This window comes from Frondihabitans sucicola (assembly GCF_030296615.1).
Classification (GTDB): Bacteria; Actinomycetota; Actinomycetes; order Actinomycetales; family Microbacteriaceae; genus Frondihabitans; species Frondihabitans sucicola.
In genome coordinates, this window is record NZ_AP027733.1 from 141,633 (window position 1) to 168,240 (window position 26,608).

At 66.0% G+C, this 26,608-nt stretch carries 28 protein-coding genes and 3 pseudogenes; 7 read left to right on the forward strand and 24 right to left on the reverse strand.

The features are described from left to right. Positions 1 to 8: 8 nt before the first annotated feature. From QUE79_RS22775 to QUE79_RS22795, 5 genes are all read right to left on the reverse strand, one after another. Positions 9 to 227, reverse strand: a complete 219-nt coding sequence (locus QUE79_RS22775; protein ID WP_286347335.1) for a hypothetical protein — start codon at positions 225 to 227, stop codon at positions 9 to 11. A gap of 88 nt (positions 228 to 315) precedes the next feature. Then, complete coding sequence (locus QUE79_RS22780; RefSeq protein ID WP_286347336.1) at positions 316 to 756, reverse strand: type II secretion system protein; 441 nt, start codon at positions 754 to 756, stop codon at positions 316 to 318. Then, positions 756 to 2,000 (reverse strand): type II secretion system F family protein, encoded by a 1,245-nt coding sequence (locus tag QUE79_RS22785; protein ID WP_286347337.1) that lies wholly within the window; start codon positions 1,998 to 2,000, stop codon positions 756 to 758. Before QUE79_RS22785 ends, QUE79_RS22780 begins: the two co-directional genes overlap by 1 nt. A 14-nt stretch (positions 2,001 to 2,014) precedes the next feature. Continuing rightward, positions 2,015 to 3,226, reverse strand: coding sequence for a type IV pilus twitching motility protein PilT (locus QUE79_RS22790; protein WP_286347338.1), 1,212 nt, complete (start codon positions 3,224 to 3,226; stop codon positions 2,015 to 2,017). Positions 3,227 to 3,234: 8 nt separating this feature from the next. Continuing rightward, positions 3,235 to 4,938, reverse strand: a complete 1,704-nt coding sequence (locus QUE79_RS22795) for a GspE/PulE family protein (protein WP_286347339.1) — start codon at positions 4,936 to 4,938, stop codon at positions 3,235 to 3,237. Positions 4,939 to 5,080: 142 nt separating this feature from the next. Between QUE79_RS22795 and pilM the strand changes: the two genes are divergently transcribed. From pilM to QUE79_RS22810, 3 genes are read left to right on the forward strand one after another with little or no spacing between them, the layout of a single operon-like run. Further along, positions 5,081 to 6,148 carry a pilus assembly protein PilM gene (pilM, locus tag QUE79_RS22800; protein WP_286347340.1) on the forward strand — a complete coding sequence of 356 codons (1,068 nt, stop codon included), beginning with the start codon at positions 5,081 to 5,083 and terminating at the stop codon, positions 6,146 to 6,148. A gap of 17 nt (positions 6,149 to 6,165) precedes the next feature. Continuing rightward, on the forward strand, positions 6,166 to 6,969 hold the full coding sequence (locus QUE79_RS22805) for a hypothetical protein (RefSeq protein WP_286347341.1): 804 nt from the start codon (positions 6,166 to 6,168) through the stop codon (positions 6,967 to 6,969). 4 nt (positions 6,970 to 6,973) lie between these two features. After that, positions 6,974 to 7,687 carry a hypothetical protein gene (locus tag QUE79_RS22810; protein ID WP_286347342.1) on the forward strand — a complete coding sequence of 238 codons (714 nt, stop codon included), beginning with the start codon at positions 6,974 to 6,976 and terminating at the stop codon, positions 7,685 to 7,687. Between the two features lie 63 nt (positions 7,688 to 7,750). On the opposite strand, the gene QUE79_RS22815 is transcribed toward QUE79_RS22810, so the two are convergent. The 5 genes from QUE79_RS22815 to QUE79_RS22835 form a co-directional block, all read right to left on the reverse strand. Continuing rightward, positions 7,751 to 8,455 carry a hypothetical protein gene (locus tag QUE79_RS22815; RefSeq protein ID WP_286347343.1) on the reverse strand — a complete coding sequence of 235 codons (705 nt, stop codon included), beginning with the start codon at positions 8,453 to 8,455 and terminating at the stop codon, positions 7,751 to 7,753. Between the two features lie 8 nt (positions 8,456 to 8,463). Further along, complete coding sequence (locus QUE79_RS22820) at positions 8,464 to 10,140, reverse strand: hypothetical protein (RefSeq protein ID WP_286347344.1); 1,677 nt, start codon at positions 10,138 to 10,140, stop codon at positions 8,464 to 8,466. Positions 10,141 to 10,241: 101 nt separating this feature from the next. Continuing rightward, positions 10,242 to 11,390: a hypothetical protein gene (locus QUE79_RS22825; RefSeq protein WP_286347345.1), complete on the reverse strand. Its 1,149-nt coding sequence runs from the start codon at positions 11,388 to 11,390 to the stop codon at positions 10,242 to 10,244. Then, on the reverse strand, positions 11,387 to 11,674 hold the full coding sequence (locus QUE79_RS22830; protein ID WP_286347346.1) for a hypothetical protein: 288 nt from the start codon (positions 11,672 to 11,674) through the stop codon (positions 11,387 to 11,389). The genes QUE79_RS22825 and QUE79_RS22830 overlap by 4 nt, the downstream gene beginning before the upstream one ends. Beyond that, positions 11,671 to 12,234 carry a hypothetical protein gene (locus QUE79_RS22835; protein WP_286347347.1) on the reverse strand — a complete coding sequence of 188 codons (564 nt, stop codon included), beginning with the start codon at positions 12,232 to 12,234 and terminating at the stop codon, positions 11,671 to 11,673. The genes QUE79_RS22830 and QUE79_RS22835 overlap by 4 nt, the downstream gene beginning before the upstream one ends. 133 nt (positions 12,235 to 12,367) lie before the next feature. Between QUE79_RS22835 and QUE79_RS22840 the strand changes: the two genes are divergently transcribed. Further along, positions 12,368 to 13,147 (forward strand): A24 family peptidase, encoded by a 780-nt coding sequence (locus QUE79_RS22840; RefSeq protein WP_286347348.1) that lies wholly within the window; start codon positions 12,368 to 12,370, stop codon positions 13,145 to 13,147. Here QUE79_RS22840 and QUE79_RS22845 read toward each other — a convergent pair. From QUE79_RS22845 to QUE79_RS22865, 6 genes and pseudogenes are all read right to left on the reverse strand, one after another. After that, the gene (locus tag QUE79_RS22845; RefSeq protein WP_286347349.1) at positions 13,144 to 13,272 is read right to left on the reverse strand and encodes a hypothetical protein; all 129 of its coding nucleotides are present in this window, start codon (positions 13,270 to 13,272) and stop codon (positions 13,144 to 13,146) included. The genes QUE79_RS22840 and QUE79_RS22845 overlap by 4 nt on opposite strands. 111 nt (positions 13,273 to 13,383) lie before the next feature. After that, positions 13,384 to 13,806 carry a hypothetical protein gene (locus QUE79_RS22850; RefSeq protein WP_286347350.1) on the reverse strand — a complete coding sequence of 141 codons (423 nt, stop codon included), beginning with the start codon at positions 13,804 to 13,806 and terminating at the stop codon, positions 13,384 to 13,386. 12 nt (positions 13,807 to 13,818) lie between these two features. Further along, positions 13,819 to 14,145 (reverse strand): hypothetical protein, encoded by a 327-nt coding sequence (locus QUE79_RS22855; RefSeq protein WP_286347351.1) that lies wholly within the window; start codon positions 14,143 to 14,145, stop codon positions 13,819 to 13,821. Positions 14,146 to 14,158: 13 nt separating this feature from the next. Continuing rightward, a complete protein-coding gene (locus QUE79_RS22860; RefSeq protein ID WP_286347352.1) occupies positions 14,159 to 14,917 on the reverse strand; it encodes a replicative DNA helicase in 759 nt (252 codons plus the stop codon). 295 nt (positions 14,918 to 15,212) lie between these two features. Next, positions 15,213 to 15,500 (reverse strand): annotated as a pseudogene (locus QUE79_RS25985) (DnaB-like helicase N-terminal domain-containing protein); the annotation flags it as partial. A gap of 65 nt (positions 15,501 to 15,565) precedes the next feature. Then, a complete protein-coding gene (locus QUE79_RS22865) occupies positions 15,566 to 15,748 on the reverse strand; it encodes a hypothetical protein (protein WP_286347353.1) in 183 nt (60 codons plus the stop codon). Positions 15,749 to 15,828: 80 nt separating this feature from the next. Between QUE79_RS22865 and QUE79_RS22870 the strand changes: the two genes are divergently transcribed. Further along, the gene (locus QUE79_RS22870) at positions 15,829 to 16,215 is read left to right on the forward strand and encodes a hypothetical protein (protein ID WP_286347354.1); all 387 of its coding nucleotides are present in this window, start codon (positions 15,829 to 15,831) and stop codon (positions 16,213 to 16,215) included. Here the strand turns inward: QUE79_RS22870 and QUE79_RS25990 are convergent. Together QUE79_RS25990 and QUE79_RS22880 are read right to left on the reverse strand one after the other, a co-directional pair. Further along, the gene (locus QUE79_RS25990) at positions 16,212 to 17,387 is read right to left on the reverse strand and encodes a ribonuclease H family protein (protein ID WP_350271761.1); all 1,176 of its coding nucleotides are present in this window, start codon (positions 17,385 to 17,387) and stop codon (positions 16,212 to 16,214) included. The two genes, QUE79_RS22870 and QUE79_RS25990, sit on opposite strands and share 4 nt — an antisense overlap. A gap of 337 nt (positions 17,388 to 17,724) precedes the next feature. Continuing rightward, positions 17,725 to 18,561: pseudogene (locus tag QUE79_RS22880) on the reverse strand (DEAD/DEAH box helicase family protein); the annotation flags it as partial. A 146-nt stretch (positions 18,562 to 18,707) separates the two neighbouring features. Here QUE79_RS22880 and QUE79_RS22885 point away from each other — a divergent pair. Next, positions 18,708 to 19,451 carry a hypothetical protein gene (locus QUE79_RS22885; RefSeq protein ID WP_286347356.1) on the forward strand — a complete coding sequence of 248 codons (744 nt, stop codon included), beginning with the start codon at positions 18,708 to 18,710 and terminating at the stop codon, positions 19,449 to 19,451. Further along, the gene (locus tag QUE79_RS22890; RefSeq protein ID WP_286347357.1) at positions 19,448 to 19,771 is read left to right on the forward strand and encodes a hypothetical protein; all 324 of its coding nucleotides are present in this window, start codon (positions 19,448 to 19,450) and stop codon (positions 19,769 to 19,771) included. The genes QUE79_RS22885 and QUE79_RS22890 overlap by 4 nt, the downstream gene beginning before the upstream one ends. Before the next feature lie 3 nt (positions 19,772 to 19,774). On the opposite strand, the gene QUE79_RS22895 is transcribed toward QUE79_RS22890, so the two are convergent. The 6 genes and pseudogenes from QUE79_RS22895 to QUE79_RS22920 all read right to left on the reverse strand — a co-directional run bounded on the left by QUE79_RS22895 (position 19,775) and on the right by QUE79_RS22920 (position 26,591). After that, positions 19,775 to 20,719, reverse strand: coding sequence for a hypothetical protein (locus QUE79_RS22895; RefSeq protein ID WP_286347358.1), 945 nt, complete (start codon positions 20,717 to 20,719; stop codon positions 19,775 to 19,777). 83 nt (positions 20,720 to 20,802) lie between these two features. After that, positions 20,803 to 22,407, reverse strand: coding sequence for a helicase-related protein (locus QUE79_RS22900; RefSeq protein ID WP_350271762.1), 1,605 nt, complete (start codon positions 22,405 to 22,407; stop codon positions 20,803 to 20,805). 138 nt (positions 22,408 to 22,545) lie between these two features. Further along, a pseudogene (locus QUE79_RS25995) lies at positions 22,546 to 23,303 on the reverse strand (DEAD/DEAH box helicase); the annotation flags it as partial. Positions 23,304 to 23,441: 138 nt separating this feature from the next. Further along, complete coding sequence (locus QUE79_RS22910) at positions 23,442 to 25,619, reverse strand: SNF2-related protein (RefSeq protein WP_286347359.1); 2,178 nt, start codon at positions 25,617 to 25,619, stop codon at positions 23,442 to 23,444. After that, complete coding sequence (locus QUE79_RS22915; RefSeq protein ID WP_286347360.1) at positions 25,616 to 26,020, reverse strand: hypothetical protein; 405 nt, start codon at positions 26,018 to 26,020, stop codon at positions 25,616 to 25,618. The genes QUE79_RS22910 and QUE79_RS22915 overlap by 4 nt, the downstream gene beginning before the upstream one ends. Continuing rightward, the gene (locus QUE79_RS22920) at positions 26,013 to 26,591 is read right to left on the reverse strand and encodes a hypothetical protein (RefSeq protein ID WP_286347361.1); all 579 of its coding nucleotides are present in this window, start codon (positions 26,589 to 26,591) and stop codon (positions 26,013 to 26,015) included. The genes QUE79_RS22915 and QUE79_RS22920 overlap by 8 nt, the downstream gene beginning before the upstream one ends. Between the last annotated feature and the right edge of the window lie 17 nt (positions 26,592 to 26,608).

The following is a 26,608-nucleotide window of genomic DNA, read 5'->3' on the forward strand; positions in this document are numbered from 1 at the left end:
GCCGTCGATCAGTCGTTGAAGCTGCCAGCCAGCGCGTTGCGACCCGCCTGTGGGCGGTAGAGGCGCGGGGCGCCCGAACCGGTCTTGCGCTCTCGGTTGAAGCTCTCGTCGACACGGGCGCGGAGGCCGGTGCTGAGCACCATGGCGCGAGTGGCCATCGACACTCCGTGAAGGAATGCGGGCTCGGCGGCGGCGGGCTGCTGCTCGGCGGATTCTGGCGACTTCACGCACTACTCCTAGGGCTACACGATTCGGGTAGTCCTTAGTATAGCGGGTTGTTGCCAGAGATTGATCACGAAATGCCCTGCATGCGGGCTAATTCGAGGTGGTTGCCACCGGCTGGAGGCCGTTGAGGGTCGAGTCGTAGACGACCGTCTTCGTGGGCGCCTTCGTGGGGTTCGTGACGATGATCCGGTAGCTGGTGCCCGAATTGGTGTTGACGAACTTCACGACGTCGCCAGAGGACGCTTGGGCGCCCTTGAGGAAGTTCGGGTTCGTCGTCGTATCAGTCGACGCCGGGTAGGCATAGCTGATCGTGTACTGGGCGTCGGCGACGTTCGCGAAGGCGCGGGCGTCACTCTGCATCGTGACGACGGCCTGGTGGAGGCGGTAGTTGCCGATCTGGGGCACCGCGGCGATAGCCAGGATGCCCAGGAGTGCCATGTAGACCATGATCTCGATGAACGAGAAGCCATGGTCGACAAGATGGCCCCGGCGCCTCAGAGCGCGTCGGGGCCGCTCAGGAGTGCGCGTCATCAGCTCGCGTCCATCAGGTTGCCGATGTTGAGGTACGGCAGGTAGATGGCGATCGCGAGCGTCCCGACCATGAACGCCAGGACGACGATGAACAGCGGCTCGATGAGGGCGGTGAGGTTGTCCGTGATGGTGTTGACGTCGCGGTCGTAGATCGCCGAGGCCTTCTGGAGCATCTGAGGGGTCTCGCCCGACTCCTGGCCCGCGTAGATGAACTGGATGGCCATATTGGGGAACAGGTCCGGCTCGTCCTTCAGGGGCTCAACGAGCGACTTGCCCTTCAGCACCTCGTCGCGGGCCGCGAGGATGGCGCGCTCCATGCGGATGTTGTTGACGATCTCCGCCGTCATGCGCAGGCTCTCCTGGATGGGGACCCCGGAACTGAGGAGTGCGCCGAAGTTGCGGGTGAAGCGAGAAAGCGAGATGAGGTGGAACAGCTTGCCGAAGACGGGAATCTTGAGCTTCATGGGGTCCCAGACCTCGCGCACCTTCTCGGTCCTCCCGTACTTGCGGTACCAGAAGAAGAACGCGACACCGAGGATGCCGATGGTCGGGAGCAGCCAGATCATCGAGTCAGACACGGCGACCACGGCACGGGTGAGCGCGGGGAGCTGGACCTTGCCGTCGGACATGCTCTCGTAGAGGTTGGCGAACGTCGGCACGATGTAGACCATCATGAAGATGAAGATGAGAGCCGAGACGCTCATGACGATCGTCGGGTAGCTGAGGGCCTTCTTGACCTTCTTGCGGAGGTTGTCGTCCGCTTCGATGCTGTCCGCGACCTGGCCCGCCGACTTCGCGAGATATCCGCCAGCCTCACCAGCAGCGAGCATGTCAGGGATCATCGAGGGGAACGCGTTGGGCTGGCGACGCATGGCCACACTGAGCGGGTTGCCCGCCTCCACGTCGCGCGCCACGGCGCGGACGCCGTCGGCGAAGATTTGGTCCTCGCTCTCGCCCATGATCTCCAGGGCCCGCGGAAGCGGAAGACCCGCTTCGAGGCACGCTGCGAGCTGGCGGATGCCAACGACGAGCGAGGTTGCCTTGGAGCGCTTGCGCAGCGTGATCTCGAAGTTGGTGAAGAGGCTCGCACCGCCTTCGCGGACGTCGAGGGGCGTCCAGCCGCGCTTGGTCAGCTCACTGACGATGTGGCGGCGGCTCGACGCCTGACCTGTGCCGTGGCGGATGATCCCGTCGTTGTCACGGGCCTTGTAGTTGAACTTCTTCTCTGCGGTAACGATGCTCATGGTGGGCTCCAGGGCTAGTACATGGTCGATTCGGCGGGCACGAGCTTCTCGAATTCCTTGCGGTTCACAGCCCGCTGGATCGCGTTGCGTCGCGTGATGAAGCCGGTCGCGACCAGCTCGGCGAGGTGGGCGTCGAAGGAAATCGAGCCGTGGGAGGTGTCGGCCATCGCGTGCCCGATGCCGCCCAGGTCGCCCTTGCGGATGTTGGCGCGGATGGCGTCGGTCATGATCATGATCTCGGTGGCGACGACCCGGCCGCCCTTGATGCCGGGGACGAGCTGCTGGCAGACGACGCCCGCCAACACCGTCGACAGACGGCTCTGGATGCGTTCCTGCTGGTTGCCGGGGAACTCTCCGACGATGCGATCCACAGTGTCGGCTGCGGTGCCCGTGTGCAGCGTGCCGAAGACCAGGTGGCCTGTGTCGGCGGCGGCGATCGCCATCTCGATCGTCTCCGGGTCGCGCAGCTCGCCGATCAGGATGACGTCCGGGTCCTGACGCAGCACTGCCTTGAGGCCGGAGCGCCAGTCCTTGGTGTCGATGGCGATCTCACGCTGCGAAATCGTGCCTCGCTTGGACTTGTGCACGAACTCGATCGGGTCCTCGAACGTGAGGATGCGGACGGCCCGGTTGATGTTGATCCAGTCCATCATCCCGGCGAGCGTGGTGCTCTTGCCGGACCCGGTGACACCTGTCACGAGGATGAGCCCTCGGGGCGTGTTCTTGATGAGCTGCTGGATGGAATCCTTGAGGTTCAGGTCCTCCATCGTTCTGATCTCGACGGGGATGACTCGGAAGACCGCTGCGGGCTCTCCGCCCTCCATGAAGAGGTTCACGCGGAAGCGCGAGCTGAGCACGGCCCCGGCCTTCGTGTCCATCTCGTACGCCGTGTCGAAGTCGAACTCCTTGACCCACTTGTCGTAGGTGGCGGCGGGGAACGCTTCCTGGATGAAGCCGAAGAGCACATCGCGGGTCATGACCGTGGTGCCTTCGAGATCGATCAGCTCGCCGTGGATGCGCCCGCGAGGACGGATGCCGACGGTGAGGTGCAGGTCCGATCCGCCGAACTCGATGAGCTGGGCGAGGAGCGAGTGGATCGCGGGCGGGCGCCAGGCGCGCTCGGACTCGTGGGCGAAGGCCGGAGCGTTCGGCTCTGCCGCAGGTACGGAGATGGGCGCGGGCGCGACCGCCGGGAAGGCGTTCGGGGGCGTGAGCATGTCGGTCATGGGTTTCCTTAGAGGTCTCGCGAGACGACGGAGGCGAGCTGGTAGGGGTCGATGATTCCTTGGGCGGCCTTCTCCCAGCCGTCCTCGCGGAGCGAAGTCATGCCGCCCTCCCGGGCGGCGTCGACGAGTTCGTCGTGCTCGGCCTTGCGCGAGATGAGTCCCCGCAGCTTGGAGTCGACGAGCATGACCTCGTGGATCGGAATGCGCCCCCGGTAGCCGATGTGGCCACAGCGGTCGCAGCCGTTCTCGCTCACCGTGAAGAAGTCGCCCTCTGCGGGCAGGCCTCCGAATCCCAGCTCTTCACGCTCTTCTTCCGAGAGGTGGAGCGGCACGCGGCAGTGGATGCAGAGGCGCTTGACGAGCCGCTGAGCAACCACGCCGACGAGGGCTTCGGAGAGGAGCGAGGGGAGGATGCCGAGTTCCCGGAGGCGCACGATGGCGCCGGGGGCGTCATTCGTGTGGAGCGTGGACAGGAGCAAGTGCCCGGTGAGCGCGGCTTCGACAGCGATGCCCGCAGTCTCGTCGTCACGGATTTCGCCGACGAGGATGATGTCGGGGTCGCGACGCAGGATGGAGCGGAGACCGAGGGCGAAGGTAAGCCCCTGGGCCTCGTTGATCGAGGTCTGGCTGACGCCGCGCCCGATCTTCGTCTCGACGGGGTTCTCCAGCGTGACGATCTTGCGGCTGTCGTCCGTCAGTTCGGCGAGGGTCGAGTACTCCGTCGAGGACTTGCCGGAGCCGGTGGGGCCGGTGGCGAGAACGAGGCCGAATGGCTGGCTGTATGCCTTCTTGAAGCGCGTGAGGTTCTTCTCGCTGAAGCCGAGTTCGTTGATGTTCCGACTCAGGGAGGTCTGCACGCGGAGGGTGACCTCCTCGCCCCACTCCTGCGGGGAGGCCTCGACACGGACGTCGACCTGACGGGTGCCGACGAGCCGCGTGAAGGCGCCAGATTCAGGCTTACGCGAGCTGCCGTGTTCGAGTCGAGCTTCGACCTTGACGAGCTTCACGAGGCGGTCGCCGCGCTCCTTGGTGTGCTCCTGCATGACGCGAAGATCACCGTCGATACGGAAGCGGACCCGGACGCCCGAGGACGTGGGCTCGATGTGGATGTCGGAGACGTTGTCCTTGACGGCCTGCTCGATGAGGAGCCGGAGAATCTGGACGACCGCGTCATTCTCGTTGTCGCTTATGAGTCCGAGGTTGGCGTCGTCACTGACTGTCGAGCGGAAGTCTGCCTCGTCGTTCTCTCCAACGAGGCGAGCCTCCTCCGCGGCCGAGTAGACAGATGCGATGACGTGATCGACGAGAGCGGCGGGGGCGTAGAAGTACCGCGGTGACGCGTTGGGGAACAGCGTCGTGAGCTGCTCGCGCATGTCGAGAGAGTTCGGGTCGCCGGTGGCGAAGATGATTCGCTCGCCATCCTGGCGGAATGGCACCACCTTCAGGTCGCGCGCGGTGCTAGCGGGGATAGCCCGCAGCAGCTCCGGCGTCGGCTGGAAGACGGCGTCGTCGAGGTTGGCGTACATGTAGCCGTTGAGCCTGGCGAAGACCTCGTGCGACTGGAGTGCTGTGATGCGCTTCGCACTCACCAGGTCCGTCAGCAAGTTCGTCTTCCCCTCACGGGCGGCCGCGTCGAAGGGCGCGATGTCGCTCTCCTCCATGAAGTGGAGGGCGACAACACTCGATGCAGCATCACTCAGATTCGAAGGCAACGGCACGTCCTTTGCAAGAAAACTCGGGGATCGGTTAGTGAAGCAGGCACACCTCAACTTGCGACAACTACATGCTACACTAAGGACCGTCGTCAGCAGGACGATCCGAACAACTTTCGACCTCCACCCAGGAAAGGCGCGCATGCCTACGAACCGCGTCGTCGGCCTCGACATCGGCACCAGCTCTCTCAAGGCGGCCCAAGTCCGTCGAGACGGTGACACGTTCATCGTCGAGAGCACCCACACCCGCCCCCTCCCCGCTCAGCTCATCAAGGACGGACGCGTCGTCGAGGAGAAGCAGGACGCCCTCGTCACAGAGATCGCGGACTTCTTCAAGCAGGCTGGGTTCCAGACCCGAGACGTCATCGTCGGCCTGTCCAACCCGGCCGACGCGATTACCCGGTCCGCGGACTTCAACTGGGTGGCGCCGAAGGACCTCGAAGAGGCGCTCCCACTCATGGTCGAGGCGCAGCGCAGCATCGTCAACGTCGATCCGGAGGACTTCGACTTCGCAGTCACTCCCATCAGCGAGTACGTGGTCGGCCGCCAGAAGAAGCTCCGCACCCTGGTCTACGCGGCGCGGATCGAAGCGACCGAGAAGCTCGCCGAGGTCGTCAAGGCGGCGGGGCTCCAGCTCGTCGGCATCGACCTCACCAGCCTCGCAGGCCTCCGCGCCATGGCGGTCCCCTTCATCGACGCGAGCGTCGTGCATGTCATCGTCAACGTCGGCCACAGCCTGACGAGCGTGGTGATCCACCGTGGCGGCGTCCCGCTTCAAATCTCCGTCGTCGAAGGCCTCGGCGGGAACGAGGCCACCGAACGAGTCGCCGAGGCCCTCGCCACGGACAACAAGTTCGAGGCCGAGGCCAAGAAGTTCGAAGCCCGGGCCAAAGACGGCGACGTCTTCGCGGCGATCGATGGCGCGAATCGCGCGCTGGCCAACAACATCCGCGGCACCGTCGACGAGTTCTTCTCGAAGAATCGCAACGTCGAGGACGCCCTCGGAGGGATCACCCTCCTCGGTGGCGGCGCCCTTCTGCACAACCTCCCGGCGACCCTGTCGCGGACCTTCGATGACATCGAGGTCCAGCACACGGCCTACGACCCCCGATTCAAGGCAGCCAAGGGCAACGTCATCGATCGCTTCGACGCCGAGGGCCGCGATCTCGCGGTCGCCATCGGTCTCGCCGCTGGCGCCCGAGTGGCCTGAGGACAAAGGACCCAGACATGAAGCTTCTCCCCGCCCGCAAGGCCGACACCTCCGGCCCCGCCACCCCCGAGATCGACACGGATGAGGTCTACGACTTCAGCGAGTCCGTCAAGCCCGCGCTCAACCTGATCCCCACGGTCGTCCGCGAGGCCCGAGGCTTCGCGCAGACGCTTCGCATGAGCATCGTCGGCCTCATCGCAGTCACGGCCATCGTCGTCATCGGCTATGTCGCGGTCCTGGGCGGCGCCCTGACCGCCAACAGCGAGGCCGACAACGCAGCCCTGAGCGCGACCAGCACGCAGGTCAAGATCAAGAGCCTCGATGACGTGCAGGCGTACTACGACGCCGTGACGGAGCGGAAGAGCGAGGTCAAGGCCAAGTTCAGTGGTTCCATCGACTACTCGTCCATCTACGGTGCCGTGAATGCCGCACTTCCCGCCGGGGTCTCGATCACGAGCTTCGCGACCGCCATCGGCACCACGTGCGCCGGTGCCGACCCGTTCCAGCCCACGGCTGCAATCGGGTGCGCGACGATCGACGCGACGGCGCCGGACACGAACACCATCTCCGCCCTCACGTCGGCTCTCGGCCGCGACAGCACGAAGGTCCTTGTCGATCCGTACGCCAGCAACATCAGCGATTCCGGTTCCGGCTCGGGCCTGAGCTTCAAGCTCACGGTCAACTTCACCCAGGCTGCCTACGGCGATCGCTTCGCTGACTACGGCACGACGACCACCACTACCACCCCGACTGCGACGACGGCACCTTCGTCGACGACGACCGATAGCAGCGGCTCCAACGACGCCGCCGCCGGAAAGTAGACCGATGAATCTCACCCGCAAGCAGGCCACCACGCTCATCGGAGCGGGAGTCGTCGCCGTCATCATCCTTCTCGTCGCGTGGACCGCGCTCTTCCAGCCGCAGTTCAACGCGATCAGCGCCGCGCACGCTAAGACCGCCTCCCAGCAGGTGACGGCCAAGCAGCTCGAAGCGAAGCTCGCAGACCTGAAGACGAAGGCCGCCAACATCTCGACGGCAGAGGCAGACGCGCAGACGGTCTACGACCAGTTCCCCACCTCGTCCGACCAGGCGTCGTGGATTGCCATGATGAAGAACGCCGCATCCTCGTCCAACGTGACGGCCGACGCGATCTCCCCCTCGGTGCCGACCCTTGGTGGCGGCACCGCCACTGACGGTACCGCCGGGCCCGCCGCCCCGGCAGCCACGTCGACCGCGCCCACCGCTACCGCGCCCACCACGACGACGGCCCCGGCTACTGCGGCGACCACCGGCGCGGCGACCACCCCGACCAGCGTCGGCGCGACCCCGAACCTGGCCACCATCGCCGTCACGCTGTCGGTCACGGGAACCAGCTCCGACATCAATAAGTTCCTGAAGAAGGTCGAAACTCTCGACCAGCCGCTGCTCGTGAAGACGTTCAGCGTCTCGGGCAGCGACTCGAAGCTGACCGCCAGTATCACCGGCGAGACCTACCTCAGCCGGGAGATTCCCGTTCCGGCGATCGCCGCCAAGAAGTAGCCCTTCGAGAACACGAAGAACGCCCCCGACGATGTCGGGGGCGTTCTTCGTGTAACTAGAGCCTCAGGACAGCCAGGGGATCAGCTCGGGCGACAGGGAGGACCAGACGAGGGCCCCGCGGATGGAGTTGCGAGAAGCGGTGAAGTCGGCAGTGGGCTGGATGCTCCGAAGAGTCACCTTGGCCAGCTCCATGCGCACGTCGATGGTGGCCAGCTTCGTGTCGCCGTACTGGGCGGCGAGGTCGAAGCAGAACACCTCGAAGGTCGCGAGGTCGGCCCGGTACGCGATACGGAATGCCTCGCGGACCATGCCCGCTTCCAGCATCGCTGCCGACAGCTTGTGGGCGTTGTCGGCGTACGTCGCCAGCTCGTCGCGGCGATCTTTCTGGCGACGACCGTGCAGGCGTTCCTCGGCGTGCAGCTCCAGATCGGCGGTCGTCGGGCTCCGCACCAACTCCAGGTGATCGAGCGGCGCCCACAGGCTCTGGAGAAGGGCCGCCGTGTCATCCGGCACGAAGTCGAGAACGTTGTTGCGATGGGCCACCTGCACGAAGCTGCTGTTCTCCAGCGGCGGCGACGGGGTGAGGCTGAACTCGTAGATGCCCGGGTCGAGCTTCTCGCCGGTCTTGGCAAGCGCCTCGTCGAGGCGCAGCATGTCGGCCATGATCTGCGCGTTAAGGGCGAGCCACGGCTTGCCTTCGGGGACGCTCTGCTGCGAGATGGCTTCGAGGATGGGTGCAGCGGTCGGCTGCTCCTGGGTCATGGTCATGGCGTCTCTCATGCTCGGCGCAGGCCGAAGAAGCCCTTGCGCTTGGTCGGAGTGGGTGCGGGGGCTTCGGCGGGCTGAAGCAGCGGCTCCAGCTCGGGACGGGGCGCGACCTCGTTCACGACCTGGGCTGCTGCACGGATGAGGCCGACGGCCTCGGGTCCCGCACCCATTTCACGAACGAAGCCCTTGGTGATGCTCGGCACAATCGGCAGGACACCGGCGACATGGACGGACCCGACATCGCCACGCTGGGCGGCGGCCATCGCGTCCTCTTCCGACGTGCGGTTCAGGACGAGGCTGATCCGGTCCGTCGGGATGCCGAAGCCCTTGGCGGCGGCCGGAGTGCGCAGACTCTTCACGATGCGCAGTGCATCGTGGATGTGACCGCCCTCGTACTTGCCGGTCTCGGGGTTGGGGCTTGGTGCGTCCGTGAGCACGACGACCCGATCGGCGCGAGGGGCGAGGTTGCGGTCGAGGAGGCTGTCCTCGGCCCCACCGAGAGTGTGGGCATCCATGACGACGAAGGCGCCTCGCGCCAGCAGCAGACTCACGATCTTCTCGATCGCGAACCGAGTCGACTCGGCATTCCGATCGGTTAGCTCGTACGGGGCCGCGATGACGCGGATGCCGCTCTGGGGATCGACGTACGTGCTGTTCTCCAGCGCCTTGCGCTCCCGCTCGGCCAGGGTCGCGGCCGAGATGCGGTCGCGAACGAGGCGCGACTGCTCCAGGAATGCAGCGAAGTGCCCCGAGTCCTGCCCGCGGTCCATCTGGAATCGGTCGTGCAGTTTGGGGTTCACGTAGTCGGTCTCGACGAGGTAGACCTCGCGATCCACTGCCGCGCGAAGGTACGCGGTCTGGATCGTGCGTGCGAACAGGTACGCGAACGTCGTTTTGCCAGCGCCGCCATGTGATGCGGAGATGAAGAACGACTCGCCCTTGTTCGGCGAGGTGGAACTCCACTCGGGAATCCACTCCTCGGCAGGGGCGGCAGTGACGACCACCTGGGGTGCCACGAGGGTCGGTGCCACCAGCGCCTCAGTCGGGATGTCGTGACCGAGACTGACGACGGGATCGACGGGCGCCGCCGACACCTCTTCGAGGAACTCCTCGCGGGGGTCCACCGGCGCAGCCAGGTCCTCATCGAGGTCGCCGAAGCGGGCGAAGCTGAAACCCTCGGGTCGCTCGGGCACGGGCGTGCGCTCGACCGGAGCGGGCGCGACTAGGGGCATCGGCGCAGCTACGGTGACTTCGGGCACTGGGATCGCCATCGGGGGCATCGTCGGAGCGATGGGCAGGGTGAATGCCGACGCCTCATCCGCGTCCGCCTGCACCGTCCCGTGGACGACGTCGTCGAATGCGGGCACGTTCTGCTGAGGGGTTACCTGGGCGGCCGCCACCGAGGCGGCCTCTCCGATCTCCTCGAACGAAGGCATGGCCGCCACGATGGGCGCGGACGGCGTGACAGCCACCGGCTGCACCGGCTGCGCGGGCGGCGTGGGCGGCGTGGACGCCGCGAACGGGGCCGTGGGCGACTCGGATGCGACGGGCTCGGCCGCCGCTGCCGCCTCGCTGGGCTCGGCGAGGACTGGAGTCGCCGGTGCCGAGATGTCCACACGACTCGGAGCCGTGAACACGCTGGGATTGAACGACTGCGGGTCGAAGGCGGGCCGGGGCGTGGCCATGTCGGCAGGAGCGACCTCCGGCGTCGCCGCCAGAGGCTCATTCCAGGTCGACTCGACTGACGTGAGTGGCGCAGGCTGGAGCGGGGCGGCACGCTGCGGCGTCACCTCGGGCGCGACCTGGACGTCTTCAGCTCGGAATGGGGGCACCACTGCGGCGGGTGCGCTGACGGGGGCGCCGCCTGGACCGGCGGCAGTTCGGGCGCCAGCGACGAAGCCACATTCGGCTCGGGAGCGGCGAACTCGGTCGAGGCCACGGGCGTGACGTCCGGCTCCGCTCCGGGAGTGGCCACCGAGGTCGGCAGAGACTCCGGGGTGTTCGCCGTGACGGGCTGGATGACATCCGCTTGCACCGGGGGCGCCAGCGGCACGTACGCAGGCGCAGGTTCGACTGGTCGCGCCTCGGGTGGGGACGAGAGATCGGATGCAGCCACATCATCAGGGGCCGTCATGTCGACAGTCGTCGCGATCGTTTCCGGAATGGTCGCCGGGCGCGGCAGGTTGATGAAGTCGAGAATGCTTGCCGGGGCGGCCGACGCATCATGAATCGGCTCGGGCGCAGGGAGCGGCTCCGGCTCCGGGGCAGGCTCGCGCTCGGGTGCGGGCTCCGGGGTCGGTGCGGACTCCGTCACCGGCGACACGGGCTCCGACTCAGGCTCGACCGCGACGACGCGAGCTGGCTCAACGCTGGACACCGGCACGGGGACGATGGGTGACGGAGTCGGAATCTCGGGTTCGTAAGCGGCAGGCAGGGGCTCGGCAACGGGCGCGGGTGCGGCGTCGACAGCGATGGCAGGGGCCTCATTCGGTGCCTCTTGGGCACTGGGCGAAACCCGAGCTGCCAGCGGCTCCTCTGTAGGCGCGGCGGCGGCCGGGCTCCCGAACATGTTCAGGAAGGTGTTGGTGGCCGAGGGTGCCTGGACCTGCGGAGCGGGTGCCGGGAGCGGAAGCTCGACGGCGTCCTGGGGCATGGCTGGCGCAGCGAGAGGCGGAACGACCTCGGCAGAGACCTCAGCCGCCTCCTGGATCGGTGCGACTGCCTCCACGGGTGCGTCGATGACGGGCGCGCTCATGATCGGAGCGGGAAGAGTGAACGGGGCCACGGGCAGCACCTCATCCTCCGCCGATGCCACCGGCATCTGCGGGGCGGGCCATTCGGCTTCGAGGAGCCACGTGGCAACGGCATCGAGGTCATCGAGACGGTTCGCGTCGATCGGAGTCCACTCGCCGAGGACCTCGACATTCGCGCTCATTTCAGTGATGCGCTCGGCGGCCTGTGACGCTTCGCCACCCGCTTCGGTGCTGACGTAGAGGAACAGGCGGTCGGCGCGGGGCAAGATAGCTCCGTCGGTGACGGCGAAGAGGTACTCCCCGCGGACTGGAGGGCCTTGACCCACTCGTTGTGATTGAAGGCCTCGACGGAGACGTTGTCGACCGGGGTCTTCTCGTCGAAGGCCTGGGCGATCGCGCCGAGCGCATCCTTGCCGCCGGAGAATCCGACGAAGGCGACGCGGGTGCTGGTGACGGAGGTCGTCATGCTGCGGCAGTTCCGATCTGGTGATTGATGGCGTTGACGGTGTTGGCGAGGTCATTCAGGCGCGCCTGCACGCGGTTGTCCGTGCGTCCCGATCGCGGCGCCGCCGTCACAAGGCCAGCCCCGGGGAGGAATTGCCCGGACAGGAGGCGGAACGATGTGACATCGGCCGCATCGACCGAGAGCATGGCCGACATCTCCGGCGCGTAGGTCGCGATGAGCCCGCGCTCGATCTGGGAGCAGATGGCCAGGGCGGGGGCACCCGGGGTGACCCCGAGGGCCCTCAGGCGCGACGCGATCAGCCGGTCGAAGGAGCCGACGCTGACGGCACGGGCATTGATCTCGTTCCAGAGCCCGGTCGCGGCGAAGCGGTCCTGGTCGTCCGGCGCCGCACTGTTGCGGAGCAGGAGCGGGTTCGTGCCAGGGTCGAGGATCGCCGACTGCTCGGACATGGCTGGAGCCAGCCGTCCGTCAGTGACCGTGATGGCGAAATCGACGATCACGTCGCGGTGTGAATCGAGAGGACGAAACGAGTCCACGGCGATCCAGGCGAGATGGGTCATACAGGGCGCTCCTGACGTTTCTTCAGTGGTTCTTACTGTAGCATATTGTCAACTTCTCAACTCGATCCCGACAGGTGATTCCGAGCCAGAGAGTCCAATCCGAGCCCGCATCGGGCAGACGCCAGGAGGCCGCATGAGCACCGAGACGACTCACTCGATAGACGAAGGCGATGAGGCCGTCATCCTCATCGACGAGCCCGTCCAGGGCGATGTGGAGAATGAACCCGCGGCGCCCTGGACGCCCCTCTTCCGACACCCTTCGCAGGTCGCGCTTACGGCCGCCGCTATCGTCGTCGCGATCTTCGCCTCCGTGCACTCCGGCGCGCCCGCTGGTCCGCTCGGGATCGCCGCCTGGGTCACCCTCGCCGCTCCCGTCACGGTCTTGGCCCTGATCGACGCACGGGTCTACCGACTGCCCTTCGTCATCTCCGTGCCGATGTTCCTTGTCGTGTTCGCGCTCTCCGCCGTCGCGTCCTTCATCCACGGTGGCCTGGAGCAACTCGGCTGGATGGGCGTGGCATCCGGTGTGCCATTCGCCTTCGGTTTCGCGGCCTGGTGGTTCGGGAAGATGGGGCTCGGTGACGTCCCCGTCATCGCGTCGATTGGAGCCGCACTGAGCCTCGCCGGGCCCGGCACCCTTCTGGGCGGGCTCATCTACATCCCGACCGCCGTCGCGCTCCTGCTCTACCTTGGCCTCTGGCTGCGCACGAAGCTTTCCCCCGCATCGTGGCCCACGCACGGAACCTTCAAGGGCAAGAAGGGGCGCCATTCGGCGTCGCGCTGGCCTTCGGGGCTATCGGAGCGATGGCGTTCTGGCCATCCCTGGAGACGTTGCTCGTCAGCCTCTAGGCGGCTACACGAAGAAGGCCCCGCATCCTGGGATGCGGGGCCTTCTTCGTGGTCGTCGAGCTAGCCGACGGGGAAGAGGTTCAGCGTGCCGCTGAAGCTCAGGAAGGCCACGACCCCCAAGACGACGATGAGGCCGACGAGGATGATGCCCTTTTTCTTGCTGGTGGTACCGGACTTTGCCTTTGCCATGATTTCTCCATCCCCTGCGGGGAGTTAGATGGACCCCCGAGGGGGTGGGTCGTGGTGCGTCCGACTTTCATCGGCGCGGTCTTAGTGTAGCAGGTTGCGCGCCCGCGCGACCTACTGCGGAGGGAAGTTCGTGAGCGTGTAGTAGAGGCCGCCGACCTGGTAGAGCGTCAAGGCCCCGAATACGAGGGCGCAGAGGACCATGCCCCGAGCCGCCAGGCGCGCTCCGCGCTGAAGCTTCGGCTTCGAGGGCGAGCCAAGCGTCGTGAAGAAGTAGAGGATCGCCATGCCGAGGAGCCCCAGCGCGCCGCGAACGATCATGGCGGGGCCCCACCCGATGGTGGCGCCCAAATCCGCGAGCCAGCCATTGCCCTCAGTTGCTGAGCCGTAGACGTGGATGACGACGTAGGTGCAGATCGCGTCGGCGATCGTTCCGGCCGCGAGAACCGCAGCGGCGATGTTGATCGTCCTTCGCCGGGGCATGGTTCGCCCTCGCCGAGATCGCTGCTTGGCGGCCGCGAGGCCGAGGTCGTCCATCGGAGCGGGGAATCAGTCACCGGACGGCGCCTTCTTTCGTGTCGCGGTTCGAACGGCGGCGCCGGTTGCGTACATCACCGCGGTAGAGGTCATCTTCATGACCTCGCCGATGGCGACCCATGAGAAGCCTGTCGTGCGCATAGCCTTCATGACCTCGACCTGCTTCGCCTTGACGTCGGCCCGCTGTCGATCCAGATCGTCGACTTGGTCGGTGAGGTCCTTGGCCTGGGCGAGGAGCTTGTCGCGCTGAGCCGTGGCGTGCTGCTTCGCGTCGGCCGCGTTCGCGGGCTCGACGAGAGCCAGGACGGCTGTCCTGCTCGGTGCTTGCTGTGGCGTCATTCCATTGCTCCCGTCAGGCGGCTGGTGCCTGCTCATGTGCCATGTCGACCATCCGCGAGAAGTGGCCCTGGAAGGCGGCGGCCACGGTCTTCGTCGGCCCATTTCGATGCTTTGCGACGATGAAGTCGACCTCGCCCGCGCGCTCGGTTTCCGTCGAGTGCATGTCCTCGCGGTGAAGGAGGATGGCGGTGTCGGCGTCCTGCTCAAGCTGACCCGACTCGCGGAGGTCGGCGAGGGCGGGACGCTTGTCGCCTCGCTGCTCCGGACCGCGGTTGAGCTGGGCGACGGCGATCACGACGAGACCGGTGGCGAGGGCGAGACGCTTGGTCAGCTTCGAGACCTCGGCCATCTCCTCCTGCCGTCCCCCACCGCGTTTGTTGATCGCGATGCAGTTGACGAGCTGGATGTAGTCGATGGCGATGACCTTCACGCCCTCGCGGCGCTGGAGCTGTTTTGCCTTGGCCACGATGTCGGCGATGTCGGTGTCGGTGGAGTCATCGACGAAGAGCTTCGCGCCCGCGATGCGCTGGATGGTCTGGCCGAGACGCTCCAGTTCGTTGTCTTTGAGCTTGCGGCTGTTGAGGGCGTCGAGGGTGATCTTCGCCTCGGCGGCCAAGAGCCGCTTGGCCAGCTCGGGGCCAAGCATCTCGCGGGAGAAGTACGCGCACGCCACGCCTCGCTTGATCGCGAGGTGGCTGAGGATGTTCAGCGCCATTACGGACTTGCCTGTCGCGGGTCGAGCGGCGATGAGGACGAGCTGGCCGCCTCGCATCCCGCCCCCATGAGTTCGTCGAGGTCACGGAAGCCCGTCGGGTACATCTCGACCGCGTCGGGCTCGGTGATGTCTGTGTAGGTGGTCTGGAGGACGGATTTGAGCGTGTCGTACGACGGGGGACCGACTCGATGATCAGGTCGTCCATCTTCTTGACGTGCTCACTCATGGCCGTCTGGAACATCGACGGGTCGCCGCCGACGTACGTCATCATCTCGCCCGCTTCGGCGAGGACGTTCTTGGCGGAGCGGGATGCCCACGTGGTCCGGAGGTCGTTCAGGACGCCAGGGATGCGCGCAACGGGGGCGTTGTCGTTGATCAGCTCGGTGAGGAACTTGAGTCCGCCGACCTGCGCGAGGTCCCCGCTAGCCTCCAGCTCACGGGCGATGATGGACGTTGTGGTGCCGTCCTCGCCGTCGGCGTGCTTCTTCGCGAGAACGCTGTAGATCAGGCGGTGCGCGGTGGCCGTGAAGAAGCCGTCCTTGGCCGTCTCCATGACTGCCCGGAATCCCTCAGGCGTCCAGATGGCAGTCGCCAGAGCTATCCGCTCGTAGGCAACATTCTCATCCTGGGCCACAGACACTCATTCCGTTCGATTCGCAGGGCATTCTTAGTGTAGCAGGTTGCTACGTGATGCCGAAACTCGCGTTACGGCCCCATCTTCAGGAGGGCATGCAGCCACGCGGTGAGATGCCAGCCGAAGTGCGAGTCGAGCCATCCGGCCCCGGCGAATGCGGCAGCGGTGATGGCGACTAGAGCGAGGACGATGCCCAGCAGCCACGGCATGGACTCTTCCCAGAAGTCCTCAGAGTCCTCTTCGGCATCAGACATCGTTCACCCCGGTTTAGTAGTCGCAAACTGCTACCCTAAAGACTAGTCGAAAGCACCGACATTCACGTAGGCAGGATTTCATGGCCGGATCACCCAAGGCAGCCAGCGCTCTCAGCGAAGGGCAGCATCGCGTGTCCCTTGAATCGCAAGAAGATGTGCACCCCGGCTCGATGGGCCTCATCTCGCTCAAGATCGAGACGATGCACGGCACGGCTGGCTACGTCTTCAGCGTCTACCCGCCCGAGATCGACCCCACCGACTTCCCGACCGGGCCGCACTACGTCATGTGGTGGGGGTCTCGCGACGTCGATGGCACGATCATCGAGGAGCCTCACCCAGAGAACAGCTCCTACTATCTGGGCTCAGCGCTAGCCAAGCGCGCGACCGCCATCGCTCGTGGCGGTCTGGCTGGGGTCTACCACATCGGCCGCAAGGAGCCCTCGCACGCCCGGAAGGCTGCCGCCTAGGCCGACAGCAGGATGGGCGCTTCTTTACCCTCGAAGAGCTGAGGCCTCGACGTCGCCTGCGCGAATCGAGACGCGATCCCCGCGTGACGGTCGGCGGCGTCATTGAGCGGGTTGCGGCCATTCGCGTGACCCTTGACCCACTCGACGTTCACCGGCGGCAGGCCGGAGTCGACTCGGATCAGGGCGAGCTGATGCAGGGCTCGCACGAGAGCGAGGTTGGCGACGTCTTTCCCCTGGGCCGTCTTCCACCCCTTGCGCTTCCAGACCGGCGCCCAGATGGTGAAGCACTTCAGGGCGTACTGGCTATCCGTCTGGATGGTGAGGTCGGCGATGTGCACGTGATCGCGGACGGCGTTCAGAAGTGCCTCCAGCTCCGCGATCTGGTTGGTGCCGCGCGGGATCGCGCCAGCTCGGTAGGTGCCGTCCTGGTTGATCCATGCCCAGCCGCTCGGCCCTCCGGGATTCTTCAGGCAGGACCCGTCGGTGGCGATGATGGTCGCGCTCATGCTGGGATGTCCGTTTCGCTCGTGAGGTAGAGGCCCATTTCGACGCCCAGGCGCTCGATGGCGCCGGTGTCGTCGCCGTTGATGGTCTTGATGTTGCGCATGCCCTCGATCTGGCGCTTGATGACGTTCTGCTCGATCGTTCCGACCCCGAAGGGGTAGTAGGCGAGGATGCTTCGCCGTTCCGCTGGGTCCGGCCTTCGATCTGGAGGCCGCTGCGGGGTGACCAGCGAGGCTCTGCGACGAAGAGGGCGCGAGGCACGGTGTTCCCGCCGACAGCTCGCTCCCCGGCATGGAGCGAGAACGCCTCGGGTGGCGTGAAGATGATGACCTGGTGCTTTCCCTGCTGGAATGCGACGCGCTGGTCTTCGCGGTGCGGGTCGCCGCCAAGGAAGAGCGCGGGTTCGATCTTCGCGGCACGAAGGTGCTCCTCGATCGCACTGACGGTGCCGCGGTATTCGCAGTTGACCGCGACCTGCACGCCACTGTCGAGCAGCGTCTTGATGTACTCGACGCTCTGCGCGGCGCGGATGAGCCCTGCCTTCTGGCGGTAGCGAATCTGGGCGGCGCGCGCGAGTCGCTTCTTCTCGCCAACGGACATCTCCGCGCCCTTGCGCGGGATGACTCCTCGTCGGAACCCCAGGCTCGACAGGGTCTGCTGAAACTCATCCCAGGCCAGTTCGTAAGCGGCCCGCTCGTCGGCGTCGAACTCGATTGGCACCAGGTTGCGCTGCTGCTCGGGCCAGTCTTCGGGGACGCGCCGGAGCCCCCACTGGAGAGTCCTCTCGCCGAAGAGGAGCCCGTTCATGACCTTGAGATCGCGATCGTTCGGCTCCCAGGACAGCTTGTCGTAGCGATCGACCGAGACCTTGAGTCCTCGGGCAACGCACCACTCCACGTACTCCTCGGGCGTGATGGCTCGACGCACACGCTCGCCCGATACGTACGCGAGGCCCCGATGGAGATACGCGAGCTGAGCCGGATTGGCCCCGGCGGTTGCCGACATGCGCACAACGAAAGCCGGGCTAGCCGACGCTGGATTCCCGATGACTCGCTCGATGGCCGTTGACCGCTGAGCGACGACATTCGATACGTAGTGACTCTCGTCCGTGACGACGACATCCCAGGCGACGCGCGGGGCTCCGTCGCGTGCGTGGCTCTTATTGAGAGTCGACCGCTTCGCGTTGACCGCCTTGCCGGTCGCCTTGCTGATCTTGGCGGGAGGCTTCCAGAGCAGATTCTTCGCGGAGTCGTAGTTGATCAAGGCCCACCGCTTGCCGCCGTCGCCCATGATCTTCAGGTGCATTCGCCATGAAGCGATCACCGACAGGGGTGCGATGACCACGATGTTGCGAACTGGCATCGCCTTCAATGCGGCGATGGCGGTGACCGTCTTGCCGACGCCGGTGTCGCTGCCGATGAGGAACTCTGGCGCTCCCGCCTTGTGGGCAGCGATGACGGCATCCCGGTCCTCGACCTGATCCGGGCGAAGCGTGAAGTCGCCGGTCTGGAAGGTCGTCGAGCGGGACCCCGGGCCGACTCGGGCCAGGTCGCCCATCTGGTACTCCTCCCACGAGTACTGCGGCGCAGCGTACGGTTCCAGCTTGGCGGGCAGAGCCCGGCCCACATATGTCCAGCCGTACCCGTCGAGGTACTTCGCCCCGCCGTATGTAGCAAGTGCGCGCTCAGCGAAGGGGACCTTGAGGAGGAAGACCCGCTCACCCAGGGTCACGTCCGCTTGGGGCGGCTTCGGCGGCCCGTTGGGGGACTCGGCCCTCGTTGCGGTCGTCGACGCTGCTTTGCGCGCCACTGGCCGCCGAGTCATGGTCTTCCGAGTTGCCATTGTTGCCTCCGCTTTTTAGTATAGCTGGTTGCCGTATCGAGCCCGGAGTGAAATTGGGTCTCGCCGGACACAATTGGCCCGCTCAACGTGCGCCTTGCCGCGGAAGACTTGAGGCACGCCGGTCCCCCAATTGCGAGAGGCATCCCATGTGCAGAACGAGCTTGCGTCACTGCCGCGATTCGTGGTCTGAGGAGCAGAAGGCCCTTGAGAACGCGAAGAGGCGCGTCACGCGCAACGCGGCGAAGAGAGAGGCGTCGGACTCCGATGAGGCCCGTGCCAAGTACGACGCGCTGGCGGCGAAAGCGCGGGCGGAGACGGAGACGCTTCAAGCGACCATCGATGCTCGCAAGGCCGAGCACTTCGACCAGCGGGCGAAGGGCGAGGCTGAAGAGGCCTCGGGCGAGGCGCCTCAGGTCACGGCGGATGCCACCGGAGACGAAGCGCCGACGGAATCACTGACCCAGCCGCTCCCGACGACTGCGCCGGACGCCGCCACCCCTCCAGAGCGCACCCGCGCCCCGAAGAAGGCTCCGGGCGGGTCTCGTAAGTCACCTTCGACTGCCCGTCGTTCCTCGTCGCGGGGATCATCAGGCTCCGGCGGTGGACGATCGTCTGACCCGAACGCGAAGACGACGCTCCTGGGGACTTTCCTGACCTGGTTCATCGAGGGGCGCCGTCAGGAGTCCATGCACCGCTCTCTCGAACGAGCGGGCATCCCGCACTCGTTCCAGGAGGGGTTCCTGCACGTCGCCCAGTCCGACTGGAACGAGAACACCTACAACGCTCTTCGCGCCCACGGCATCAAGGAGTTGCCGGTGAAGTGGGGCGACGATTGGTCCATGCCGCTCGGCACCTACAAGGGCCTGGTTGCCACAGAAGGCGCCGCGTGAGGGGTCGCGCTGCCGCAGCGCTCGTGGGGGTCGCCCTGCTCGCGGGTCTGACGGGATGCTCGCTGGCGCCGCGACACCAGGTCGACCAACCCCTCACGGGCTCCGCTCTCCAGGCGAAGGTGTGCGCCGACGGCGACGGCGCTGTTCAGGCCGTCGAGCTTGGCGGAATTTCGACGCGGTGGGTAGCCAATGCCGTTGTCGACAACACCACTGCTGCCCAGCCGATTCACGACGTGGCGGCCGCCGCGGCCGCCAACCCGGACGATCCCGCAGCTCGTGATCAACTGGCCGCCTGGGTGAGGGCCACCTGCGCGAGCTGAGACTCAGAGGTAGTTCGTCCAGGTGGCGCCGTTGGCGCGCGCCATCTGGTCCGCGTTGCGCTCCATCCCGAGCACGCTCCCGAAGTGGGCAACCGTGGCTGCGTAGCCGCCGTACTGCCGAGCCTGAATGATGTGCATGTACTCGTGGATGCACACCGACGAAACGCGCTCGACGGGGATGATCGAAAGCTGGATGTAGATCACCTGATTATCGAGATCGGTCGCACCATAGTGGCCCTGGCTGGCACCGGAGTCGTAGACGACGTTGCTGAATCCGAAACGAGCCATGACGCCCTGGCAGATGCTGCGCTTGTCCACGACGGGCGCGGCGGCTTGAACCGGCGTGGCCCCGCTAGACGCGGGAGCGGTCGACGAAACTGCGGGGCGGGTCCGCTCTGCCTTCAAGGCCGCGGCAGCACTAGCCTTCGCCGCATCGGCCCGCTGCGCCTCCTCCGCGGCTCGACGCTGTTCGACATGCCACGCGGTGACATCGATCGAGACGAGCTTGATCGTGTCGGTGGTCGATCCGTGGATGGCGACCAGGTCGGCGCCCGCACCCGTGAGCGCCTTTGTTGAGCGCTCGATTGCCTCCGGGCTATGAGAGCCCCTCAGGAGTGGGGTCGAGTCCTGAATGGCAGCCTCGGCTGAATGGATTGCCGTCTGGGTGCTGGTGACCAGTTCTCCCAAGTGCCGTCGGTGCGTCTCGGAGGTGACCTTCGACTTGCTCGACGTCAAGGCTGCCTGCGCCAGCTCCACATCCGATCGTGCGTCTGCGATCGCCGGAGCGAGTGCTTCGATGCCAGCGTTGATGGGCTTGATGCTCGCCGAGGCGGCGATCTCCCGGTCGACGGATGCTTGCGCATTGGCCGTCCCTGCGAAGAAGAGACCGCCTGTGACGAGGGTGATTGCGGTGACGCGGACGAGCGGGACGAGGATGGCGGTGCGCACGGTGAAGCTCCTGGGTGAGACGTGTCTGGCATCACTGATTTGTGACGTGATTACAGTACACGTGTACTGTAGGCTGCGTCAAATCAGCGGGTGAATGCCGACAGCCATCCCGTTGCCGCCACGTCTCCGTTCTTCATGAAGGCGGCCGCAACAGGCTCACCCTTTCCCTCGACGCTCAGCGTCTGGTCGACTCGACTCCGGCGCCAAGACGGGTCCTTCCGAGCTGGCTGGTCGAGCACGAAGACCGCCGAGTTGGCCGGAGCCTCGACCCTCACGGACAAATCACGGCCCTTGGCGCTGTGCTTCACTCGCAGCGTGGGAGCAGGGTCCCCACGATGCTTGTCGAACAGAGCTTTCATCTTGGGCTCGGGATTCTTGCGCCCAGCCTCGTCCTCCGCGAGTCGTAGGGCTCTCCCGTCCCCACGGTCGGGCGACAGATTGTGCCACCGCACGCGCTTCCCGAGGTCGGCGGCAACGACGCTTGACCAGGTCGGGATCGTCCCGAGCATGCCCTGCGCGGCGATCCAGGCAAGGTAGCGAGGGCTTGAGTCGAGAGGCATCGAGAGGATGCCGCGTGAGATTCCGGCGACCATCGTCCCGCCGCCATGGAACGCGTCGGACCGAACGGCGGCGAGCCAGAGTGCGGCTCGGACGACGTCGGCGCCGGTGCAATCGACCCGTCCGTTCCGATTCAGCTCGACGGAGCGCTTCTCCCCGTCGAGCTTCGGGATGGCGCGGATCACGTTGGCTCGCTGATCCGGGCTGGAGGGCGCGCTGAGGTTCCGGTACGCATCGAGCCGAGCGATGGCGTCGATGATGTAGGACTCAGCCTGCTGGGGGCGACTGGGGAGGATTTTGACTGCTTGGATGGCTCGACGCAGATCGATGGCGTAGTTGACGTTGACCATCATGCGTGACGTCAAATTCCCGAGCGACGTGGCCTGGAGGACCGGCAGGGGCTTATCCTCGGGTCGCACGAGCCGGGTGAAGCCGTTCTTGTCGAGCGACTCCAGCGCCTCGTTGATGGCCTTGTCGTTCCGCGTGCCTTGGTGGAACGCGAGCGTCTGCCTCCACCACGCGCGAGCTTCATCCTCGGATGCGATACGCCCCTGGACGATTTCTCCGAGCAGGTGATCCTTGAGCGTCGCAGCGATGCGCGAGATGACGGTGTATCCGGCGGCGAGGCGCTCGCGCCACATGGCAGTCTCGTCGCTTTGCGTGATGATGAATGCCCAGCCTTCGGACTCCTTCCCCGCTCGCCCCGCGCGGCCGACCATCTGTTGGATCATGGAGACCTCCATGACCGTCGGGCCGATCGACGTGTCACGGACGACGACAGCTCGGGCCGGGGTGTTGACGCCAGCAGCCATGGTGCTTGTCGCCACGAGCACGTCGAAGTCGCGAGTCCGGAAGGACTCCTCGGCGAGGTGCCGGTGGGGCCAGTCGCTGTAGTGGAGCCCGATCTTGGCAGCATGGGCGACGCGCGCGATCGCCTCGATGTCGTTGGGGTCGATGCCATCCGTGTCTTGCCCGCGATCCCGAGCGATGTCGAGCGCCGTGGCGCGAACGGAGAACTTCGAACCGCAGAACACGAGCGTTGAACCATCGAGCGCGCTGATCTCGCGGACGATGTAGGAGGCGGTCGTGCTGCGGTACTCCTGGACGTCGTCGCGGTCACCGGCGGGCACCGTGAGTACCTGCTGGTTGAGGCGCGTCGGCCGCCATGTGATGCGGACGAGGGTGGCGTCAAGCCACTCGGCGACTTCGGCGGCGTTCGCGACGGTGGCGGAGAGGCCGACGAGTTTGACGTCGGTGGACTGGCGGATACGGGCGAGCAGGGCTTCGAGAGTGGCGCCGCGTCCCGGTTCACCGAGGAGGTGAATCTCGTCGACGACGATGGTTCCGACGCGCTTGACGACGTCGGCGAGGCTGGCCGAGCGGCAGAGGGCCTCGAACTTCTCGGTCGTGGCGACCAGGAGGTCCGCCTCGGCGACGGCCGCCGCATCGACGGCGAATTCGCCGGACAGGCGCTCAACCTTGAGCCCCTGCTCGCGCCAGAGTTCAAGGTCGCGATCCAGTTCAGCAGTGAGGGACCGCTGGGGCACAAGCCATGCGGCCGCTCCCCGCGAGTCTTGATCTCGTGGAGGGCCGCCGTCATGCCGATGACGGTCTTACCAGCTCCCGTCGGAGCCACGACCATGCAGGACTCGTCGGCGAGGATGTTGGGTAAGGCTTCCACCTGGGCCGGGTTGAACGTCGGGTAGGGCAGAAGCGGGAGCCAGGAGTCGGGCACCAGCGTTGACGCCTGGGTGTACTCCGGGTTCGTGTCCGGCGGGGTGTGAAGTGACTCCCAGCTCAGATCGAAAGCGGTGCGCGAAGCAGCGGCGAAGGCAGGGTCGAAGAAGTCGCCGATGCGTCGACCACCCATCTGCATGACCGGCAACGGGCACTCCGGGGTGACGGCCTCTCGGCCCTCTTTGGAGTAGACGTGCTCGGTCTCCAGCCAGTGCTGCGCGACGACGACCTCGGCGCCTCGCGCTCGGAACGCGGCAGCCACGGGCTCGATGCCCCACTGGTCGCTCATGATGACGCGGTCGCCCGGGCCGAATCCTGCGGCATCGGCCTCGGTGAATCGATCCGATCGGCTGACGCGGGGGCGGACTTCAATGGGGGCGAAGGGGTCCGTGATCACTACCTTAGTGTAGCAGGTTGTCGCTAAGGGCTACGCCGCTGCTCGTTCGGTGAGTCCTCGCTCGATGCCCTGCCGCGCGAGGGTTGTGGTGATGCCTCGATTCCCGTCCTTCTCGACGTCGCCCTCGACGGCGTCGACCGCCGCAAGCATGATGCGTCGCTTCTTCTCCCTGGAGCGGTAGATGCCAACGTCAATCGAGTCTGAGAGAACGGCGTTGACGATGTGCACGTCTCGATCCTGTCCAATCCGGTAGATGCGGTCCGTCATCTGCTCCTCGTCGCCCGCTCCCCAAATCTGCTCCGCCAGGATCATCCAGGCGCAGGCGGGACCGGCTCCCTCGATGGACTGTTTGCAAAGGGTGTGGCCCGTCTTGCCCGCTTCGATCGACACGGTGATGACGGGATGCTCGCTGACGGGTGCGCCGTTGAAGAGCTTCTTGTCGCGCTCGACCTCTTCGATCTTCATGCCGCCCTGAATCCGGAGCCCCGAGAAGGCGTCGGCGTAGATGTCCACGACGTCGCGGTGGTGAGCCGCGATGACGACCTTCTCCCCGCGGGCGACCAGCTCGTTGACTTTGGCGAGGATGGAGGGCACCTTCGCGCGTGCGGCGGCCTGTCGGAGGTGCGCGATCCGCGAGAGGTGCGCGGCGGCCTCTTTGGAGAGCTTCTCCCCCACCTTGGCGTTGAGGAGGTCGACCTTGAGCTTCTCCGCGATGTCGCGGGCCTGGTCGGCGAAGAAAGCGCTCGTCTCCTCCTCGACCTGGCGATAGGCAGCCATGTCCTCGGGCGCGGGGGTGATGTACCAGGGGCGGCGCTCCGCCTCTCGGTCGTAGAACTCCGCTCCATCGACGTATTTGACCGGCAGGTCGCCCTGCTGGACCATGATCGACTTCGTTCGACGGAGATAGTGGCCACTCACTCGCAGTCGAGTGTTCAGCTCCGCGAGATTGCTGGCGCCGTCGTAGGTGCGCACGTAGCCGTCACGCCGAGGGCCCTTGCCGGGGCCGATGAAGACGTCCTTCGGGCCGCAGTATCGCTCCTTGAACATCACGGGGCCGCCAAAGAGGTCGTCGATGCCGAGCATCTCAAGCAGCGCAAGGACTTCGATGGGGCGATTGACGATGGGAGTGCCGGTAAGCACGAGGACCATGCCGTCATCGCCCTTGCGACCAGTGACGGCTTTGGAGATCGCCATCGAGCCGGTGCCGCGCTGCGTCCCGCCGGTCTTGACGTCCTTCGTGGTGGTGCGCGTTCGGCCCCTGGAGTCGACCTTGGTTTCGCGGCGCTTCTGGAAGGTCTCAGCCCCGGACTTCCCGTAGTGCCCCTCGTCGATGATGAGGGCGTCGGGCTGCCACGCGGCGATGGTCTCGGCCCAGAACTGGACGATCGCCCAACCCACGACGACGATGTCGGCATTGCCGGGGATGTAGCCCGGCTTCTGGCCTTCGGCGATGAACCCGTTGAAGGTCCCGAACTCGAAGTGGGTCATCGTCTCGGTGATCCAGTTTGCTGTCAGCGACGACGGGCAGATGACCACGGCGCGCAGCCGTTCCTTGCCCGCGACCCGGAGCGCTGCCAGGGATTCGAGCGTCTTCCCCAGTCCAGGCTCGTCGGCGATGAGGACGGTCTGGAATCTCTCGGCCGCCGCGACGGCAACGACCTGTTGCCCCATCAAGGTCGACTTCAGGCCCACGATCTCAGGCGGAGTGTCGTGCGACGTGGCGTTCGAGATGAGGAACGCGTCCATCTCGTCTCGCCAGCGAGCCCTCGCGGCATCGCGCACTTCTTGCGCCACTCGCAGCCCGTGCCTGTCCGCCCATTCCTCAACAGCGCGCGCGTCGAACAGCGGCACAGTCCAGTACTTGCGCGCCGTGTTCTGGCGCGCGTAGGCCGTGGGGATGGCGTCCGTGAGGTTCGGTGTCGAGGAGTCTCGCCGCACGTGGATGACGCGGCGCTCGATCGTGACCTGCTCGATGCTCTCCATCTCCGCCGCGAGGGTGCTCAGCTCATCGTTGACGGTCCCCCCGTGGCGCTGCGCAAATGCGATGACGCGTGGTGCTGCCTCGGGGTTGAGCCGCCACGACCCTTTGAGCTTGCTCGCGAAGCCGAGCGCGCGGACTTCGTTGTCGGGCATGCTCCGTGGACCCTGGAGGAAGACTTCGCCCTTCGTGGCCCAGGCGCGGAGAGTGGTCGTCGTGGCATTGGTCACGCGGCAACCTCGGCGGGCTCGACGGGGGCCTCTTGCGCAGACGCTTCGCCGCGGCGAAGGGGTCCGAGCTGGACGACGCGAGCGGCTATCGAGAGGCCCGCCAGGACGAAGTAGGCGAGGGCCGTCAATGGCGGGAGCATGTTGAACGCGATGGCGGGCAGGATCATCCCGAGGGCGATGGCACGGAGGGTCGCCGCCCATCCGTAGAGCTGGGCGGCCGCGAGGTACTCCTTCGCGTCCGCGTAGAACCCTCGCGCCTGCATGTTGCGGACCGTCGCCCCCGCGAGTGCAGAGACGGCGGCAAGCGCTGCTCCGGCGACGACGAGCAGGGCGAGCAAAGGTGCCGCATTCGCAAGGAGCGCCAGCCCAGCGAGGGCCAATCGGTTCAGGAACTCAGTCATCGCTCTCCACGTCGGGTTCGTAGGTGTCGTATGCGGCCTTGCCGCGGATTTCGATGCTCGCGAGGCCTGGCTCGCGACGGCTGAAATCGTCGGCGTTGAGCTGGATTGCGGCAAGCGGGCGCGATCGCCACTGCGGTCGAACGATGGTGAGGAAGTTCCAGATCACCTCGCTGACAATCGTCTTCACGTCGTTCGCGTCGATCCGCGGAAAGCGGGCGGTGAAGATGGTGACGTAGCGGTTGACGATGGCGCCCGCCAGGTCCTGAGAGCGCCACTCTTTTCGAGCACTCCCCTGGTGCAGGATCGCCGTGTAACCGTCGCCTTGGACCTCGAACTTCTCATCGAGGTCCATCCCGGCGATGGCGACGTCTTCGAGGACGTTCTCAAGGCCCTTCAGGCTTCGTCGCGCCTTCTTGACGTGCGCCAGGAGGTCGAGGGCGTCCTTGGTATCGATGTCGAGGCCGTCGCCCAGGTGCTCGCGCATCAGGGCGGCGTTGCCGACCATGAAGTCGAGGCGCGACACGGCGTCCGCTTTGTAGCGGGCCGCATTGGCTTCAGCCGTCGACGTCACACTGCTCCTAGGGATCA

Bases quoted from the DNA above. Each gene is read 5' to 3' on its own strand.
- QUE79_RS22780 (WP_286347336.1), bottom strand. From the start codon at position 756: ATGACGCGCACTCCTGAGCGGCCCCGACGCGCTCTGAGGCGCCGGGGC.
- QUE79_RS22785 (WP_286347337.1), bottom strand. From the start codon at position 2,000: ATGAGCATCGTTACCGCAGAGAAGAAGTTCAACTACAAGGCCCGTGAC.
- QUE79_RS22790 (WP_286347338.1), bottom strand. From the start codon at position 3,226: ATGACCGACATGCTCACGCCCCCGAACGCCTTCCCGGCGGTCGCGCCC.
- pilM (WP_286347340.1), top strand. From the start codon at position 5,081: ATGCCTACGAACCGCGTCGTCGGCCTCGACATCGGCACCAGCTCTCTC.
- QUE79_RS22805 (WP_286347341.1), top strand. From the start codon at position 6,166: ATGAAGCTTCTCCCCGCCCGCAAGGCCGACACCTCCGGCCCCGCCACC.
- QUE79_RS22810 (WP_286347342.1), top strand. From the start codon at position 6,974: ATGAATCTCACCCGCAAGCAGGCCACCACGCTCATCGGAGCGGGAGTC.
- QUE79_RS22815 (WP_286347343.1), bottom strand. From the start codon at position 8,455: ATGACCATGACCCAGGAGCAGCCGACCGCTGCACCCATCCTCGAAGCC.
- QUE79_RS22820 (WP_286347344.1), bottom strand. From the start codon at position 10,140: ATGGCCACGCCCCGGCCCGCCTTCGACCCGCAGTCGTTCAATCCCAGC.
- QUE79_RS22825 (WP_286347345.1), bottom strand. From the start codon at position 11,390: ATGAGCGCGAATGTCGAGGTCCTCGGCGAGTGGACTCCGATCGACGCG.
- QUE79_RS22830 (WP_286347346.1), bottom strand. From the start codon at position 11,674: ATGACGACCTCCGTCACCAGCACCCGCGTCGCCTTCGTCGGATTCTCC.
- QUE79_RS22835 (WP_286347347.1), bottom strand. From the start codon at position 12,234: ATGACCCATCTCGCCTGGATCGCCGTGGACTCGTTTCGTCCTCTCGAT.
- QUE79_RS22840 (WP_286347348.1), top strand. From the start codon at position 12,368: ATGAGCACCGAGACGACTCACTCGATAGACGAAGGCGATGAGGCCGTC.
- QUE79_RS22845 (WP_286347349.1), bottom strand. From the start codon at position 13,272: ATGGCAAAGGCAAAGTCCGGTACCACCAGCAAGAAAAAGGGCATCATC.
- QUE79_RS22850 (WP_286347350.1), bottom strand. From the start codon at position 13,806: ATGGACGACCTCGGCCTCGCGGCCGCCAAGCAGCGATCTCGGCGAGGG.
- QUE79_RS22855 (WP_286347351.1), bottom strand. From the start codon at position 14,145: ATGACGCCACAGCAAGCACCGAGCAGGACAGCCGTCCTGGCTCTCGTC.
- QUE79_RS22860 (WP_286347352.1), bottom strand. From the start codon at position 14,917: ATGCGAGGCGGCCAGCTCGTCCTCATCGCCGCTCGACCCGCGACAGGC.
- QUE79_RS22865 (WP_286347353.1), bottom strand. From the start codon at position 15,748: ATGTCTGATGCCGAAGAGGACTCTGAGGACTTCTGGGAAGAGTCCATG.
- QUE79_RS22870 (WP_286347354.1), top strand. From the start codon at position 15,829: ATGGCCGGATCACCCAAGGCAGCCAGCGCTCTCAGCGAAGGGCAGCAT.
- QUE79_RS25990 (WP_350271761.1), bottom strand. From the start codon at position 17,387: ATGAGTTTCAGCAGACCCTGTCGAGCCTGGGGTTCCGACGAGGAGTCA.
- QUE79_RS22885 (WP_286347356.1), top strand. From the start codon at position 18,708: ATGTGCAGAACGAGCTTGCGTCACTGCCGCGATTCGTGGTCTGAGGAG.
- QUE79_RS22915 (WP_286347360.1), bottom strand. From the start codon at position 26,020: ATGACTGAGTTCCTGAACCGATTGGCCCTCGCTGGGCTGGCGCTCCTT.